This is a genomic window from Collinsella aerofaciens, assembly GCF_015558785.1.
Lineage (GTDB): Bacteria > Actinomycetota > Coriobacteriia > Coriobacteriales > Coriobacteriaceae > Collinsella > Collinsella aerofaciens_P.
The window spans coordinates 86,496-102,807 of sequence record NZ_JADMOP010000002.1; the positions used below are offsets into that span (position 1 = coordinate 86,496).

General features: G+C 59.0%; 15 protein-coding genes. 9 read left to right on the forward strand and 6 right to left on the reverse strand.

Features of this window, described 5'->3' with window-relative positions; all coding sequences use genetic code 11:
- Positions 1-145 precede the first annotated feature (145 nt).
- The 5 genes from I2G40_RS01510 to I2G40_RS01530 all read left to right on the forward strand — a co-directional run bounded on the left by I2G40_RS01510 (position 146) and on the right by I2G40_RS01530 (position 4,432).
- Positions 146-1,117, forward strand: a complete 972-nt coding sequence (locus tag I2G40_RS01510; RefSeq protein WP_138113293.1) for a hypothetical protein — start codon at positions 146-148, stop codon at positions 1,115-1,117.
- Positions 1,118-1,425: 308 nt separating this feature from the next.
- Entirely contained in the window at positions 1,426-1,854 is a 429-nt protein-coding gene (gene lacA, locus I2G40_RS01515) for a galactose-6-phosphate isomerase subunit LacA (protein ID WP_006234830.1), read from the forward strand.
- A 63-nt stretch (positions 1,855-1,917) separates the two neighbouring features.
- Positions 1,918-2,442, forward strand: a complete 525-nt coding sequence (gene lacB, locus I2G40_RS01520) for a galactose-6-phosphate isomerase subunit LacB (protein ID WP_006234831.1) — start codon at positions 1,918-1,920, stop codon at positions 2,440-2,442.
- Between the two features lie 119 nt (positions 2,443-2,561).
- Positions 2,562-3,443 (forward strand): aldose 1-epimerase family protein, encoded by an 882-nt coding sequence (locus tag I2G40_RS01525; RefSeq protein WP_195543948.1) that lies wholly within the window; start codon positions 2,562-2,564, stop codon positions 3,441-3,443.
- 53 nt (positions 3,444-3,496) lie between these two features.
- The gene (locus I2G40_RS01530; RefSeq protein WP_195543949.1) at positions 3,497-4,432 is read left to right on the forward strand and encodes a hexose kinase; all 936 of its coding nucleotides are present in this window, start codon (positions 3,497-3,499) and stop codon (positions 4,430-4,432) included.
- A 256-nt stretch (positions 4,433-4,688) separates the two neighbouring features.
- Here the strand turns inward: I2G40_RS01530 and I2G40_RS01535 are convergent, their stop codons facing one another.
- The 3 genes from I2G40_RS01535 to I2G40_RS01545 form a co-directional block, all read right to left on the reverse strand.
- Entirely contained in the window at positions 4,689-5,975 is a 1,287-nt protein-coding gene (locus tag I2G40_RS01535; RefSeq protein ID WP_229090595.1) for an ATP-binding protein, read from the reverse strand.
- 319 nt (positions 5,976-6,294) lie between these two features.
- A complete protein-coding gene (locus I2G40_RS01540; RefSeq protein ID WP_195543951.1) occupies positions 6,295-7,923 on the reverse strand; it encodes a UDP-glucose--hexose-1-phosphate uridylyltransferase in 1,629 nt (542 codons plus the stop codon).
- Entirely contained in the window at positions 7,914-9,119 is a 1,206-nt protein-coding gene (locus I2G40_RS01545) for a galactokinase (protein ID WP_195543952.1), read from the reverse strand. The genes I2G40_RS01540 and I2G40_RS01545 overlap by 10 nt, the downstream gene beginning before the upstream one ends.
- A 69-nt stretch (positions 9,120-9,188) precedes the next feature.
- Between I2G40_RS01545 and I2G40_RS09555 the strand changes: the two genes are divergently transcribed.
- From I2G40_RS09555 to I2G40_RS01555, 3 genes are all read left to right on the forward strand, one after another.
- Positions 9,189-9,446, forward strand: a complete 258-nt coding sequence (locus I2G40_RS09555) for a hypothetical protein (RefSeq protein ID WP_229090596.1) — start codon at positions 9,189-9,191, stop codon at positions 9,444-9,446.
- Positions 9,447-9,501: 55 nt separating this feature from the next.
- On the forward strand, positions 9,502-10,488 hold the full coding sequence (locus I2G40_RS01550) for a LacI family DNA-binding transcriptional regulator (protein WP_195544019.1): 987 nt from the start codon (positions 9,502-9,504) through the stop codon (positions 10,486-10,488).
- A 129-nt stretch (positions 10,489-10,617) separates the two neighbouring features.
- Entirely contained in the window at positions 10,618-11,778 is a 1,161-nt protein-coding gene (locus tag I2G40_RS01555; protein ID WP_195543953.1) for an FprA family A-type flavoprotein, read from the forward strand.
- Positions 11,779-11,852: 74 nt separating this feature from the next.
- Here I2G40_RS01555 and I2G40_RS01560 read toward each other — a convergent pair whose 3' ends face one another.
- Positions 11,853-12,656 carry a DeoR/GlpR family DNA-binding transcription regulator gene (locus tag I2G40_RS01560; protein WP_195543954.1) on the reverse strand — a complete coding sequence of 268 codons (804 nt, stop codon included), beginning with the start codon at positions 12,654-12,656 and terminating at the stop codon, positions 11,853-11,855.
- Positions 12,657-12,991: 335 nt separating this feature from the next.
- Here I2G40_RS01560 and I2G40_RS01565 point away from each other — a divergent pair, with 335 nt between their 5' ends.
- Complete coding sequence (locus tag I2G40_RS01565) at positions 12,992-13,849, forward strand: class II fructose-bisphosphate aldolase (protein WP_022095149.1); 858 nt, start codon at positions 12,992-12,994, stop codon at positions 13,847-13,849.
- A gap of 430 nt (positions 13,850-14,279) precedes the next feature.
- Here the strand turns inward: I2G40_RS01565 and I2G40_RS01570 are convergent, their stop codons facing one another.
- Both I2G40_RS01570 and I2G40_RS01575 read right to left on the reverse strand, forming a co-directional pair.
- Positions 14,280-14,903, reverse strand: coding sequence for an HAD family hydrolase (locus I2G40_RS01570; protein ID WP_195543955.1), 624 nt, complete (start codon positions 14,901-14,903; stop codon positions 14,280-14,282).
- Positions 14,904-14,959: 56 nt separating this feature from the next.
- The gene (locus I2G40_RS01575) at positions 14,960-15,889 is read right to left on the reverse strand and encodes an AraC family transcriptional regulator (protein WP_195543956.1); all 930 of its coding nucleotides are present in this window, start codon (positions 15,887-15,889) and stop codon (positions 14,960-14,962) included.
- Positions 15,890-16,312 lie beyond the last annotated feature (423 nt).

Here is a 16,312-nt window from a genome sequence, read left to right on the forward strand (position 1 = left end):
CATTGGGGACAGTCTTGGTGCGCTCTGTTCGTCTTCCCGTTCGTTTTTTGCTCGGTGGGTATACTTCCTTTCGCATTAAGCCCCGGACTGAGGAGGTATCCAAATGCCGGATAACGGGGCAATACAAAAAAGAGACGCGCACGAGATGGCTCATGGGCGTCCTGTCCAGATAACCGAGCACACGACGGTAACCGAGCTGCAGCCCAGTCTGTCCGATGTCGTGTGCGCAAACAAAAAGCTGCAGATTGGCTTTATCGTTGCGCTCGTGGTACTGGCGCTGCTGTCGGGCTTTGTAGCTCGTCCGCATTTCGCCGATACCAAGACTTGGGACTCCACCATCGAGGTCATCGATCAAAAGAAGGGCAATGTTTTGGCGCTCACGACCTCGTGCGTCGCCCTATCTGCGGGTATCACTGCGCTGCCGGGCGATACGGGAACGCCGGTTGCCGAGCAGCTCGCGCAGCTTTCGGGTAACTTGGGCATCGTGCTTGCCGTGCTCTACCTCGAGAAATACCTGCTGACCATTTTGTGGTCGGTTGGCCTGGGCATCCTGATCCCGTTTGCGCTGGTGCTCCTTGCGGTGTCGCTCGGCATTCACGGGCGCTGGAGCACGAGCGCCGTCCTGCGCCGCGTGGCGACTCGCGTGCTGGTGGTCGCCACGATCGGCATGGCGTTGGTGCCTGCAAGCGTATGGGTGTCGCAAAAGGTCGACGAAACGTATCGAGTGAGCATCGAAGCGGCCGAGCAAAAGGCGGCCGACGCTGCGGGTACGGCAAATAGTGATAGCTCCAAAGCAAGCAAGAAAAAGACCGAGTCCACAGAGTCCAAGAACGTGCTTGAGCAGCTTGCCGACGGTGCCTCAAGCCTGGTCACGTCGGTAACCAGTGGTGCCAAGCAGATGACCGACGAGATCGTGCAGCAGGTGACCGACCTTATCGAAGGCGTCATCGTGATGATCGTGACCTCGTGCGTGATTCCATTGCTGGTGCTCGCGGCGTTTTTGTGGCTGGGGCACACCCTGCTGGGGATTGATATTTCCGGCCCGGCGAACTATTTGACGGGTCGCTTTCTGAGCGCTCCGTCCAAGCACGCCAAAAAGGGCGGGCAGTCCGAGTAGCTAAAACAGCTGTATATACCGGGGAATACCGCCGAAGGGCGGCCGAGACACGTTCTCGGCCGCCCTTTTGTTTGTTGAATACGTGGCAGGGCGGGCTTTCCCCGATTCCAAACGGTCAGCAATCATCCGCGAACGGTATTTGTTCAAAAAAGAACAAAGACAAACAAATAATTCTTGCAGTCGGTGTTCGAATGTGTTCAAATAAACACGAACAGTGAAGAACCGCACATTCAGATGCCCGGACCTGAACGCGATTCAACACTTCCAAACAGAAACTACGCACCTGCGTATCTCTCAAGGAGGATGTCATGAGGGTTGTAATCGCTTCCGATGCCGACGGTATGTCGATGAAGGAGTCCATCAAGGAGATGCTCATCGCCGACGGTCACGAGGTCGTCGACTATTCCGAGACCCCTGCCGCGGACTTTGTCGATTCCGCGACCGCCGTTGCCAAGGACCTGCTGGAGCACAAGGATTCCCAGGGCTTTGCATTCGATAAGTACGGCGTCGGCTCCTATATGGCCGCCGTCAAGATCAAGGGCATGGTCGTCGCCAACATTTCCGACGAGCGTTCCGCTTACATGACCCGCGAGCACAACGGCTCGCGCATGGTCACCATGGGCCCGGGCGTTGTGGGCACCGAGGTCGCCAAGAAGATCGCCCGCGAGTTCCTGCGTGCCCAGTACGCCGGCGGCCGTCACCAGATCCGTGTCGACATGCTCAACAAGATGGCCTAACGAGAGCCACCGAGAACTCGAACTTCTACCTCAACTTGTGAATTCAGACGAAAGGACGTTCTGATGAAGAAGACCATCGCAATCGGTTGCGACCATATCGTTACGGACGAGAAGATCTATCTGGCCGACCGCCTGGAGCAGGCTGGCTACAAGGTGCTCGACTGCGGCACCTACAGCCACACCCGTACGCACTATCCCATCTATGGCAAGGCCGTGGGCGAGGCTGTTGCCAGCGGCAAGGCCGACTTTGGCGTGGCCCTGTGCGGCACCGGCATCGGCATCACCAACGCCGTCAACAAGGTTCCCGGCGCCCGCTGCGCCCTGGTCCGCGACATGACCTCTGCCCTGTATGCCCGTCGCGAGCTCAACGCCAACATCGTGGGCTTTGGTGGCAAGATCACCGGCGAGTTCCTGATGGCTGATATCATGCTTGCCTTCCTGGAGGAGCCCTACGAGAAGACTCCCGAACACGACGCCCTGATCGCCAAGATCGACGCCTGCAATAAGGCCGACGCCGAGGCTCAGGCTGACCCGCACTTCTTTGACGAGTTCCTCGAGAAGTGGGACCGCGGCGAATACCATGATTAGCGGGTATCCGGCGTAATTAACTAGTCCGTTGACGGCTCGCGTTTCTGTGAGGGGGCGCGGGCCGGTTTTCTATCAGCCCTATTGACTTGGCGGGCTGTCGTAAGAAAGGGAAGGCTCCTATGGAGTTTGTTCTTGATAACGGTTCTATCCGCGTAGCACTGAGCACGGCGGGCGGGTCGTTCACTTCTATTGCGGCCAACGGCCGTGAGTACCTGTGGCAGGGTGATCCGGCGGTCTGGTCGGGCCAGGCACCTATTTGCTTCCCGATCTGCGGTGGCCTTCGTGACGGTCACGCAATGACCATGGGCGGCCGCGAGGTAAAGCTCGCCCGCCACGGCTTTGCGCGCAAGCAGGAGTGGAAGCTCGAGGAGCAGAGCGACAACATGGTTGTGCTGAGCTTAAGCTCTGCCGACCATGCCGAGTTGCTCGAGCAGTACCCGTATCCGTTTAAGATCGTTGCTCGTTACACGATCGATGCGGAGAAGGTGGCCGTGTCGTACGAGGTGACCAATGAGGGCACCGAGGACATGCCGTTCTTTGTGGGCGGTCACCCTGGCTTTAAGTGCCCGCTTGACGAGGGCGAGTCCTACGACGACTACGAGCTCCGTTTTGAGCAGCGCGAGGCCGCCGAGCTCTGTACTGCCGTTCCCTCGACGGGCCTGATTGATGTTGAGCATCGCAGCAAGAACCCGATGGTTGGCCATGACCTGCCGCTGACCCACGAACTCTTTGACTTCGCAGAGACCATCTTTGACGTGCTCGAGAGCCACGTGGTTACGCTTACCAAGAAAACCGAGGACAAGGGCGTGCGCCTGACGTTCCCCGATATGCCATACCTGATTGTGTGGAGCAAGCCCGAGGGCGACTTTGTGGCCGTGGAACCGTGGGGCGGCCTGTCCACCTGCTCCGACGAGGACGATATTCTGGAGCACAAGCGCGGCTGCCTGGTGGCCAAGCCGGGAGAGACCGTCACCCGCGGCTTTGAGATCGAAATCCTTTAACGAGCTATCGTATGTTTGGGGCGGGTTATGCCGCCCCGGAACAGGAGTTCAACATGATTCTGACCGTTACCATGAACCCGTCGATTGATACGCGCTATCAGCTCGACAAGCTGATCATCGACGACGTGAACCGTGTGACGCCCGAAAAGACCGCTGGCGGCAAGGGCCTCAACGTGAGCCGTGTGCTGCTGCAGTTGGGCGACGATGTGCTCGCGACCGGTCTGCTCGGCGGACACATGGGTGCCTATATGGCCGAGCTTATGGATGCCGACGGCGTCAAGAACGACTTTGTGCCCATCGCCGGTGAGACGCGCATTTGCCTGAATATTCTGCACGAGGGTAATCAGACCGAGCTGCTGGAGAGCGGCCCGCAGATCGCTCCGGCCGAGCTCGAGGCCTTTACGGCCAAGTTTGCCGAGCTTGCAGCGAAGGCGGACGTTGTGACGCTTTCGGGCTCGCTGCCGCGTGGCGTCGATGCCGGCTACTATGCCGAGCTCGTCAAGATCGCCGAGGAGGCGGGCGCCAAGGTGCTGCTCGACACTTCGGGTGCATCGCTGGAGGCCGCGCTGGAGTCCGACGCTAAGCCTGAGCTCGTAAAGCCCAACCTGACCGAGATTAACGGCCTACTGGGTACGTCCTTTACGACCGATGATGTCGATGCCCTGCGCGAGGCGCTTGCCGCCGATGACCGTTTTGCCGGTATCCCCTGGGTTGTCGTTTCGATGGGCACTGCCGGTTCGGTGGGCTTCCATGAGGGTCGCGCGTTCCGCGCCAAGACGCCCGCGATTGCGGCTGTGAACGCAACGGGTTCCGGCGACTCGACCATCGCCGGCTTTGCGCATGCTATTGCTGCCAGCGCCGACGATATCACCGTACTTAAGACTGCCAATACCTGCGGCAAGCTCAACGCCATGGATCCCAAGACCGGTCACCTGGTCATGGATCGCTGGGACGAGGTCTACGACAGCGTTGAGGTCACGGAGCTTTAGGGTTACGGCGTTTTACAAACGCCGTAACCGGCCGACGCTGCGCGGGCCGCATTTGGACAATCTGACGTTCAACTTCAAGGGCGCGACCGGAAGGTCAGCGCCCTTTCGTTTCACGTCACCTTGTCTCAAATGCGGCCCGCTCGCTGCCGTTGCCAAGACATCGGTGTTGCCTTGCTTCGGGAATGCGGCAGATGGGGACGTTCCTTTTTTGCCGGCAGTTTGGGACACTCCTTACGGGGCACCCCCTCCACAGCGCCTATGCCAGCTTGTCGATTTGCCCAATCTCCCAGAGCGGAATATTGACGAGCGTGCCTTCGTCTCTATATGCCGCTAACGATGTTCTCACGCAGCGCCCGAGTTTGAACTTCTCGCAGGCAGTCCTCAGGCTCTTTGCTTTGAGATTCTCTGCCGCCTTGACCTCGAGCGGAAGCACGGTCCCCGCATGGTCGATGGCAAAGTCAGTCTCTGCATTGCCGGAGGAGGATGACCAATACGCGGGAGTTTTGCCTTGGAGCAAAAGCTCCTGTGCGACGTATTGCTCGGTCAGCGAGCCTTTGAACTCCGTAAAAACAGCGGGCCCGTTCAGAACAATGGCTGGCGTGAGGCTGGAGAGTGCTCCGAGGATGCCGGTGTCGATGCAGAACAGCTTGAAGCCCGAGAGATCCTCGTAGCTTGTGAGCGGTGCTCTTAGGGCGGAAACACGTGGTACCTTATGAACGATTCCATAGTCCATGAGCCACTGGAGGCTTTCCTCAAAATCGCGTGCGCGCGCCCCGGGACGAAGCGCGCCGTAGACGAACTTCTTGTTTTCCTTTGCGAGCTGGCCGGGAAGGGATTTCCAAACCAGCCTCATGCGCTCGACGATGCGGGCTGGCGCATGCTTGCCAAAATCGGATTCATAAGCTTCGATGATTTGCTGCTGAAGCCTGCGGGCCTCGATGAAATCGTGGGAGGCGGCGAAAGCGGAGACAACTTCTGGCATGCCACCGACAACGAGGTATTCCTTGAGCAGGCGCTCGAGCTTTTCGGAAACGTTTGCGAGCAGGTCCATGTCTGCGGCAAGGATGGCATCTGCGAGCGGATCGCCATCGACGGCACGAACGAACTCGACAAACCCCATGGGGCGCATGGTGAGCTGGTCGATCTTGCCGACGGGGAACGACTCGTTTTCGCGTCGGAGCGCGAGCCCCATATAGGAGCCGGCTGCCACGATATGGTATTCCGGCGCCAGCTCGTTGAAGTATTTGAGCGAGGTGATGCCACGCGGTGCCTCTTGGATTTCGTCGAAGATGATGAGCGTGTCTGTCGGCGTTATGGTCTGGCCGCGCAGGAGCTCTATCTGGGAGATGATGCGTTTGGGGTCAAGGCTTCCGTCGAACAGCGAGCGTGCGCCCGGTTCGAGCATAAAGTCAAAACGGATGACGTTTTGATACTGCCGCCCTGCGAATTCGTTGAGAAGCCAGGTTTTTCCCGTCTGGCGGGCCCCCTTAAGCAGGAGGGGCTTGCGGTTTGCCCTAGATTTCCAAGCGATGAGTTCGTCCATTAGCTGTCGCTGCATACTGCCCCCTAACGATTATGGTTAGTATAAGACTGTCTTGGTCTTTCCATCGAAAAATGTGTGAGTAAACCACGTTTTTCCATCGAATAATGTGGGAGGCAACCACGTTTTTCCATCGAATAATGTGGGGGTTTAGGTCGGAACCTGGGGGCGTTCCTTCTCTGCCGGCAGTTTGGAAAACTCCTTGTTTTGGTGCAAATTAGCTACCCTTGCATCAGAAAACGGCGCCCGTCGGCGATGTTGCCGGCGGGCGCCGCTGTCGTGTAGGCGCTATTTGTTAAGTGCGTGCGTTCGAGCTCGCGTGCTACAGCGAGTCGATAAAGCGCTGCTGGGCGGCACGTCCTGCCTCGTCCCACTTAAAGACGCCGGCGTTGTCGAGCACGTGGCCAAACACCACGCCGACCTCCTCGTGCAGGATATCGATGGCGTTGTCTGCCGTAAGCTCGTCGGCGCGGCGGGCAAAAACGTCTTCGGCCCATGCGGCGTGGTTGCGGCATAGATCATCGCCCTCGAGCGCGCTAGCAAGGTCGTAGCTGGCATCGACCTTGGCCGCCAGCAGGTGCTCGCGGACAGCGCCGAGCTCGGGAACCAGGCGCGGCGGAAGAATGGCCAGGCCCATGACCTCGATCAGGCCGATGTTCTCCTTCTTAATGTGGTGGTACTCGGCATGCGGGTGGAACACGCCCAGCGGATGCTCGTCGGTCGTGATGTTGCAGCGAAGCGCCAGGTAGGCCTCGTAGATTTCGCCGCCGGCATTTCCGCGAGAGTCGACGCGGCGGATGACGGGCGTCACGGTGTTGTGCGCCACGCCATCGGCTGTGTACGCGATGACGCCCACAGACTCATCGGTCCACTCGCGCCAGGCGAGGATAATCTTCTCGGCAGCGTCGAGCAGCTGAGCGCGGTCATGCGAGCGCAGGCGCAGCACCGAGAGCGGCCACTGCAGCACGGTACCGCTGACCTGGTCAAAACCGGGCACGCTAAACTGCGAGACCTCGGCGGCATGCATCATGGGGAACTCGTGCGCGCCGCCCTGGAAGTGGTCGTGCGACAGAATCGAGCCGCCCACGATGGGCAGGTCGGCGTTGGAGCCAATAAAGTAGTGCGGGAACAGGTCGACAAAGTCGAGCAGGCAGGTCAGCCCCTTGCGGTCGACGTGCATCGGACGATGCTCGGAGCTCATGGCAATGCAGTGCTCGTTAAAGTACGCGTACGGGCTGTATTGGAAGCCCCAGCGCTCGCCGTCGAGCTTAATGGGGATAACGCGCAGATTCTGGCGGGCGGGATGGGCGCCGCCGTCGGCTGCAGCGGAGCGTCCGGGATAGCCCTCGTTTTCGATGCAGAGCTGGCAGGCGGGATACTTCTCGCCCGTGTTTTTGGCGGCACCGGCCGCGGCAATATCGCGCGGGTCCTTTTCGGGCTTTGACAGGTTGATGGTAATCTCGAGGTCGCCCCAGTTGGTGGGGGTGCTCCATTTGATGTTGCGCGCGATGGCGGCACGGCGCACGTAGCCGGCGTCGCAGCACAGGCCGTAGAACCAATCAGTCGCGGCGCGGGGCTCGTTGACGCCCATGCGGCCGTTGAATTCCTCGTTTACAACCGAAGGCCTCGGCATCAGCACGCCCATGATGCGCATGGCGATGCGGTCGCGGCCCGATACCGTGTCCTCGGCAGCACCGTTGGCAACAGCCGCCTCGGCAAGCGCGGCAAGTGTGCCTTCAAGGTCAAAGTTGGGCAGGGTATCGGGGTGCAAGAGCGAGAGTTTCTCGACCTGGAGCGCCCAGGCCATGTCGAGCGCCGGGCCCGTGGCGCCGATGCACTCCAAAATGGTGTTGTAGGCCCAGATGCGATCGTCCTGTCGGATCATCGATCGATGGATGGCATACTCAATCAAGCCCTGCGCGGCCTCGCGCACGTCAGTCATTACAGCCATGCCGCGTAAGCCCCCTTGTCAGAAATTGCGTAGTGGCGGGCAGAGCCCTCGCCCAGCCAGCCGTTCATCTTGGCAATGAAGGTGTCGACCAGGTCGAGCGGCACGAAGGCCTGGATGGTGCCACCAAAGCCGCCACCGTGGATACGGACGGCGCCACGGCCGTCGAGCACGTGCTCGGCCAGCGCCAGGGCATACATGGAGGGCTGCTCGGAGCCCAGCTTGGCAACGACATTCTGTAGGTACATGGCAGAGCTGGCGCCGGACTCGCGCGTCAGGACCAGGAACTGATCGATGTCTCCGGCGTTCAGGGCAGCCCAGCGCTTGTCGACCAGGCCGTTTTCGTACCAGTAGTGAACGGCGCGCAGGCAGGCGCGGTCGCCCAGCTTGGCGCGCAGCTCGGGGAGCTTGGCGTCAAAGTCCGCCACGTTTACCTCGCACAGGCGTGCCTTGCCAAACTCGGCAGCGACGTCCTGCATCTCGCGCGGAACGGCGGCGTAGTCGTCGGTGGCGGCCACGTGGTCGGCACCGACCTTAACGAGCACGAGCGCATAACCGTGATCCTCAAAGTTGAGCTCGAGCTTCTGGGTTTTAGGCTGAGCCTGGTCCTCAAAGTCCATGTAGGCGAGGCCGCCCAGGCACACAGCGGCCTGGTCCATCAGACCGCAGGGCTTGCCGTAATAGTTGTTCTCTGTGCGCTGGCTCATCTGGGCGAGCGCGACGGGCTCGATGGCGGGTGCTCCCCAGAGCGTCTCCATGGCGCGACCGTACGCGGCCTCGACGGCGGCAGAGCTGGAAAGGCCGCCGCCCGAGGGGACGGAGCAGGTGAAGGCGAAGTCAAAGCCCTGGGGCTCAACGCCCAGTGCTGCGACCTCGTGTGCCATACCACGAACGAGACTTGCGGACGTGCCCTTCTCGGACTCCTGAACATCCAGCGTGTCGAGCGTGATCTCAAAGGTGGGGTAACCCTCGTCGGCAACGCGAACCTTGTTGGTATCGGTCGTCACGGCGATGCCGTCGACGGCGACATCGAGCGAGCCGGCGATAACGTGGCCGCCCTCGTGGTCGGTGTGGTTGCCGCTGATCTCGGAGCGACCGGGCGCGTGCACATAGAGCACCTGGCGGTCGCCAATGGGGCCAAACTCCTCCTCAAATAGCTTGGTGAGCGTGGCGAGTGTCTTTTCGTCGGGGGTGGTCATGGGAGTCCTTTCCTTGGCGCGCACGGGGAGTTTTGCGTCGTTATGAGTACGTTAACAACTTGAAGCGGAATGAACCAAGTGTTCACGATGCCGCACGTTGTGGGCTATGTTAACGTACTCATAACACAACGTTTGTCACTTTTTGAGAATCTGGTAATCGGTAGAAAAACAGCCGTGAACGGTACTGCTGTATGGACTTATAAAGCAGAAGAGATGCAGATAGAAAAAGTAGAGTACGTTAACATGCGTCCGACGATAGCAGGCCTCGGCGCGGGATGTATTTCTGCCCGGGCCGGCATGCACGCTATTCAGATCTCGCAAGGGTGAAGGTGATCCTGTGGCAAGGCGCCCGTCCAACGATGCAGGTACGCGTCCGGTCTCCATGGCCGACGTCGCCCGCGCTGCCGGCGTTTCGCAGCAGACGGTTTCGCGCGTCGCCAACGGCTTGCCCAACGTTAACGAGCAGACGCGCCAGCGCGTGCAGGCCGCTATGCAAGAGCTCGGCTTTCGTCCGAGTTATGCCGGTCGCTCGCTGCGCGACGGCCGTTACCATTCGGTCGGCCTATGCATCAACGATGTCACCAAGTTTGGCAACCTCTCAATGATCGACGGCATCGCCAGCGCTGCTCGCGAGCATAATTGCGCCATCACGCTGGTCGAGATGTCCAAGACCGAGGAGTTTTCGCTTGCCGAGGCCACGCGTCGTATGGCCGCGCTGCCCGTGGACGGCATCATCATCGGCATGAGTCGCATGGCGCCCGATTTTGAGACGTTTGATCCACTGCCGGGCATTGGCACGGTCATCGTTACCATGTATGCGCATCCGCGGGTGACCACGGTCGATTCCGACCATTACGGCTGCTCGCTATTGCTTGTGGATCACCTGTTTGAGCTGGGGCACGAGCAAATTCGCTATATTGGCGGCCCGTCGTTCTCGGTCGACGAGCAATTTCGTCGCGCCGGTTGGCAGGATGCGCTCGAGCGTAAACACATCGAGCCGGTAGAGCCGCTCGAGGGCGACTGGTCTGCCAACAGCGGTTACGAGGCCGGCAGGTACCTGGCCGAGCATGATCGCACCATGACGGCGATTTACGCGGCAAACGACCAGATGGCAAATGGCGCGATTGCCGCGCTGCGCGATAGCGGTCTGCGCGTGCCCGAGGACGTGAGCGTGGTGGGTGTCGACGATTCGCTCGATGATTTTGTGGCACACAACGAGCTCACGACCGTGCGATTCGATTTGCATCAGCGTGGACGCGAGGTGTTCGAGCACGCGGTTCCCAAGGCGGGGGCAACGGGCAAAAACGTTGCCATTCGTATTCCCGGTCAGCTCATCGTTCGACATAGTACGGCGGCACCGCGCGCATAGTTTTCGCAGGTCAACGGTGATATGTTGAACATCAATAACAATCAGTAAGGATGTCGGTAGATAGCTGTTGGGATGTAGCCGAGTGCTATGATAGACGGGCTCTTTTGTCTATCTAGGAGGCTTTGCCTGATGGAGATCACCAAGGATATCCGCTACATTGGCGTCGACGATCACGACATTGACCTGTTCGAGGGCCAGTACGACGTGTCCGAGAACGGTATGGCATATAACAGCTATGTTATCTTGGGCGACAAGATCGCTGTCGCCGATTCGGTCGACGCCGGCTTTGTCGACGAGTGGCTCGGCAACCTCGAGGCCGTGCTTGATGGCCGTACGCCCGACTACCTGGTTGTTCATCACATGGAGCCCGATCACTCCGCCGGTATCGCCGCCTTTATGGAGCGCTATCCCCAGGCACAGATTGTGGCCAGCATGGGCGCTTTCCGCATGATGGTCAACTACTTTGGCACCGACTACCCCGAGCGCAAGATGGTCGTCAAAGAGGGCGACGTGCTCGATCTGGGCGGTCACAGCCTAACGTTTGTCGGCGCCCCCAACGTGCACTGGCCCGAGGTGATCTTCTCCTACGAGTCCACCGACAAGGTGCTCTTTAGTGCCGACGGCTTTGGCAAGTTTGGTGCTAACGACATCGAGGACCCGGAAGGCTGGGCTTGCGAAGCTCGCCGCTACTACTTTGGCATCGTGGGAAAGTTCGGCAAGTTTGTGCAGGCCGTGCTTAAGAAGGCTGCCGATCTGGATATCCAGATCATCTGCCCGCTCCATGGTCCTGTTCTTACCGAGAATCTGGGCTACTACCTCGACACCTATAACACCTGGTCGAGCTATCAGCCCGAGGACGAGGGCATCACGATTGCCTATGCGAGCGTGTATGGCCATCTGAAGGCTGCCGTCGAGGAGCTCGCATCTGCGCTCGAGGCCCGCGGCCAGAAGGTTTCCGTCTTTGACCTGGCTCGCGACGACATGGCCGAGGCCGTTGAGGATGCGTTCCGCTATGACCGCCTGGTGCTCGCTTCCATCACCTATCAGGGCGAGATCTTCCCGTTCATGAGCACCTTTATCCATACGCTTGCCGGGCACGCCTACCAGAACCGTACCGTGGCGCTTGTCGAGGCCGGTTCCTGGGCGCCTGCAGCTGCCAAGGTTATGACCAAGGAGCTCGAGGGCATGAAGGACATCACCCTGGCGCAGAACAAGGTGACCGTCCTGGGTTCGCTCAACGACGCCTCGCGCGCTCAGATCGAGGCCCTCGCCGACGAGCTTTCCAAGTAGCGACACGTTCACTTTTGACGCTCAACCATCACAACCACCACAAAGGGGACAAGTACCTTTGTGGTGGTTTTTGTTTAAGCGCCGGCGATGACGAGATTTGGGCGGGCGTCGTCGGCGGTCTCGGCGATTGAGGTGGCGACGGCGCCATCGGGATCACGGTCCATCACGATGGTGTCGACATCGGTCAGCTCGGCAAAGCGGTACATGCCGCGTCCGTTAACCTTGCTGGCGTCCATGAGGGCGACGCTTTGACGGGCGGTGCCGACCATAGCCGCTTTGGTCTCGGCCATCTGCGGAAAGTCGGTCGTAAAGCCGCAGCTGGGAACAAAAGCTCCGGGGCACATGACGGCAAGGTCGGCGTGGACCATTTGGAGCGCCTGCATGGTAAGTGGGCCGTACAGATAGCGATGACCTTTGCGCAGTGCCCCGCCCAGCATGACGACATCGACCGAGGGCATGCTCTCGTCAATATAATCGGCGATGGTAATGTCGGCCGTGATAACGGTGATGCCGTTGCGCTGATCGAGGAGCCGGACGAACTCGAGCGCCGTGGTGCCCGAGTCGACGAGCAGCGTGTCGCCGTCATTGACGAGCTCGATGGCGTTTTGCGCGATGGCCTGCTTGGCGGCGACATTGACATTGATGCGGCGATCCTGCGTGGAGACGGTCAGGCGTTTATGGAGCGATACGGCACCACCATGTGTGCGGCGCAGCTTGCCTGCTTCGGCGAGCGCGTCCAGGTCGGCGCGGGCGGTGACGGAGGACACGCCAAAGGTCTGGGCGATTTCTGCTACCTGTACCGAGGCGTTATGCTCAAGCATCTCCATGATGGCGGCACGACGCTCATCGGCGAAGGCTCGGGTTGTTACATGGGCCATAGCTGCTCCGTTCTCAACATAAATTTGCAGGAATTGTGTTGAATCCATTTTCGTTCATTTTCTTTTTTAGTAAGAAAACGCCTTTCGATTACTTATCTTTTCTATAAAAGAAAGATGATTCGCTTGAAAACTTCAATGTCGTATAGAGGAATCCGGTGCGAATCTCTTCCGTTTGCTTTTCAAAAACGAGTGTCTTGACCTGTGTGCCGGTGATATCTCATGCGTGCGACACCATCGATTTTCATACAATGAGCGCAGTAAAACGCAAGGTAAAACGCCTTGTGAACAACTACGCCCGATGTCCAGATGCGGGCGAGGGAGAGGAGCAAACGCTCATGGCACTTGTTACCACCGAAAAGATGCTCAAGGACGCTCAGGCCGGCCACTACGCCGTCGGCGCGTTCAACGTCGAGAACCTCGAGTTTGTTATGGCCGTTCTGGCCGCTGCCGAGGAGACCAAGTCCCCCGTCATCATGCAGACCACCCCGGGCACCATCAAGACCGCTGGTCTGGACTACTTCTACGGCATGGTCAAGGCTGCCGCCGAGCGCGCTTCCGTGCCCGTCGCTCTGCACCTCGATCACGGCGATGGCTATGACCGCTGCATGCAGGCTTTCCGCACTGGCTACACCTCCGTCATGATCGATGGCTCGCACGAGTCCTTCGAGGACAACATCGCCCTGACCAAGTCCGTCGCCGACGCTGGCCGCGCCATGGGCGTGCCTGTCGAGGCCGAGCTCGGCAAGGTCGGCGGCAAGGAGGACGACGGCCCCGCGGTTGAGGGCGAGAGCCCCTACACCGATCCTGCCGAGGCTAAGGAGTTCGTCGAGCGCACTGGCTGCACCTCCCTCGCTATTGGCGTTGGCACCAGCCACGGTGTGTACACGAGCGATCCGCACATCGAGCAGTCCGTGGTCAAGGCCATCCGCGACGCCGTCGACGTGCCGCTGGTCCTGCACGGCACCTCCGGTGTGCCCGATGAGCAGGTCGCCGAGGCTGTGAAGAACGGCATCTGCAAGGTTAACTACGCTACCGAGTTGCGTCAGGCCTACACCAAGGGCTTCATGGCCTACATGGCCGAGAACCCCGCCTGCTTCGATCCCAAGAAGCCGGCCAAGGAGGGCATGCGCGAGATCACCGAACTGGTTAAGATCCGCATGACCAACCTCAACTCCGTGGGCAAAGCAGAGTAACAGCAAGGGTACTCCGACTCGCTACATATCCCGGGGAGGGACGAGGGCTTAGTTCCCCAATCGTCCTCGGGCATGCAAAAAGCCTCGCTGCGCACTTCGTGCGGCGAGGCTTTTTGCCCCCTGCGGAAAGATTGGGGAACTAAGCCCTCGTCTCTCCCAAGTTGACCTGCTCGAGGTCGTCGCCCTTGTGGCGTTAGGTCTGAAAATAATAAGAAGCCTTCGCGCTGCGGAATGATTTTGGAAACTAAGTACGGGACCCGCCCAAGCCGTCCTGCTCGATCGCCCTTGTGGCGTTAGTGTCGGAAAAATAAGACGTTGCTTTTTGCCCCCTGCGGAAAGATTGGGGAACTAAGCCCTCGTCCCTCCCAGGTTGACCTACTCGAGGTCGTCGCCCTTGTGGTGTTGGGGCTGAAAGGGTTAGGCTCGGGGGTTATTTGGTTGTTAGGGTTAGTAGGTCGTTGGGGGTTTTGAGGTTGTAGGTGGCGTTTGGGATGTCTTGGTGTGATCCCCATGCCGCTCTGGCAAAACTGACCCCTGCCGAAGTTGCGCATTGTTCGTCGTAGACGGTGTCGCCAACGTAGACGACGTTGCCAGGATTCGCGCCCGTACGCCGGAGATATTCGAGCATGGGAGCGGGTGCGGGTTTATGTTCGGTTGTGTCTTCGACAAGGATGATGTGTTCAAAAAACTTATCGAAGCCAAGGGGTGCAATTTCGTCTGTGTATTCGTCGCGCGCACGTGAGGAGACGATGCCAAGTTTGCAGCCGTTGTTGGCGAGTGTTGCGATGACTTCAAGCAAGCCTGGAAACACGCTGATGGTGCTTTTAAAGCTGGCAGCAACTTGGCACCAGCGATTCAACGTTGCCTGCGAGTAGATTCCAAGTTTCTCAAGGGCATCCTTGCCGGGTATGCCGAGGGCAAATTCAAGCTCGTGTCGGGGGAGCGTTTTGCCGGTTTCTTCTTGGATAATCTGGCCAAGCGATGACAGCACGCTTTCTTCTGTATCTGCCAATGTCCCATCAACGTCAAATACGATATGGTCAAAGTGCTTCATATGGTTGCTCCTCTCTGTTGTTTGCCTGCAAGTTTGATGCGGTGACAGAAGAAAGGCTAGCGGGATTTCTGCCTGGTGCTATCGAGATTCTGCCTCGCTGCTCGATAGCTCGAAGGAGTGCACCCCATTTGTTCTTTAAATACCTGGCCAAGATGGCTTGCTGTCGCAAAGCCGCATTGGCGCGCGACTGTCTGGACCGTTCGCGTGGTGTGTGCCAAAAGTTCGCAAGCACGGTTTACGCGGTATGCGCGCAGATATGCCGCCGGGGTCGTTCCTGCGCAAGCTTCGATAATGCGGTAACACTCTCTTTCGCTTACGCCGGCTGCAGATGCCATCTGGGGCACATCTATAGCGGCTGCATAGTTTGCGCGGATATAGTCCAGGATTGCCTTGAACTGTACGTCGCGGTTGGTCATCCAAGAGGCGTTGTCGGAGGAAAAGAGCGGTTCGGCCTTGGCGTAAATCTGAATCCAGAGCTCTGACAAGCTATTCCGAAGCGCCATCTCGTTCTGCGGCCGTTGAAGGTCGTGGTTAAAGGAACTCTTTAGCAAATCGATAAAGGGCATATCGTCGGGGTTGGTGGGCGACCATTTGAGCACATCGACGCCTCGACATTGCAGCAAAGGATTGATATAGCGCTTTTGAAGGCGTCCCGCGGGATCGCCGAGCATCGACGGCTGAAAGATATGCAACATTTGAATGGCCGGTGCCGAATTGGGTGATTGCAGCGTGCTGTGCAAAACGCCGCCGTTGATAAAGCCGGCGGACCCTTCCTCAAAGCGCACGTGTTCATGAGCCGCGCGCGTTCGATAGCCAATCGCTCCCTGCTCCATGTAGAAAAGCTCGACTTCGGAATGCCAGTGCCAGGGGACGGAATTGCCCGGATAGCGAGCGAATTCTGCGCGTTCGGCAATATAGGGCCAGTCTTCGGCGGTCTCGGGAAACGCTTCCTCGCGTCCTCCGCGGTGCAATTCTATGTGATCCATGTTTCGCATGGCATCAGTATAAAGCGCGATGGGCTTAGATTGCTCTTGCCTGTTCGGGGAACGCCTTGTCTAGGGATGCTTGGAGCTTTTCGAAGGATGTCTGCAGGTTGAGGTGTTGGTCTGCAGAGCGTTTGGGTTTGGGAGTTGGGGAGTCGAGGAGGCCGTTTCTCTGTGTCGGGGGAAGGAGAAAAGGTTTGCATGTTTTAGGGATGGCTGCTGTGCTGCGTCATTGGAAGAATGCATGCTTATGCGGCCTCCTCGATGTCCACCAAAAGATTGCGCTCGGGGTATGCTGCTAGGTCCCGTGCGTTGGCAGTATTATGCCGCGGCTGCTGCAAAGAAGCGCTAAAGAAAGGCTTAACCTGGTTTGGTTTTACGATGAAACTGCAGGTCAGAGGTATTGAGTAACACTCTTGAAAGGTT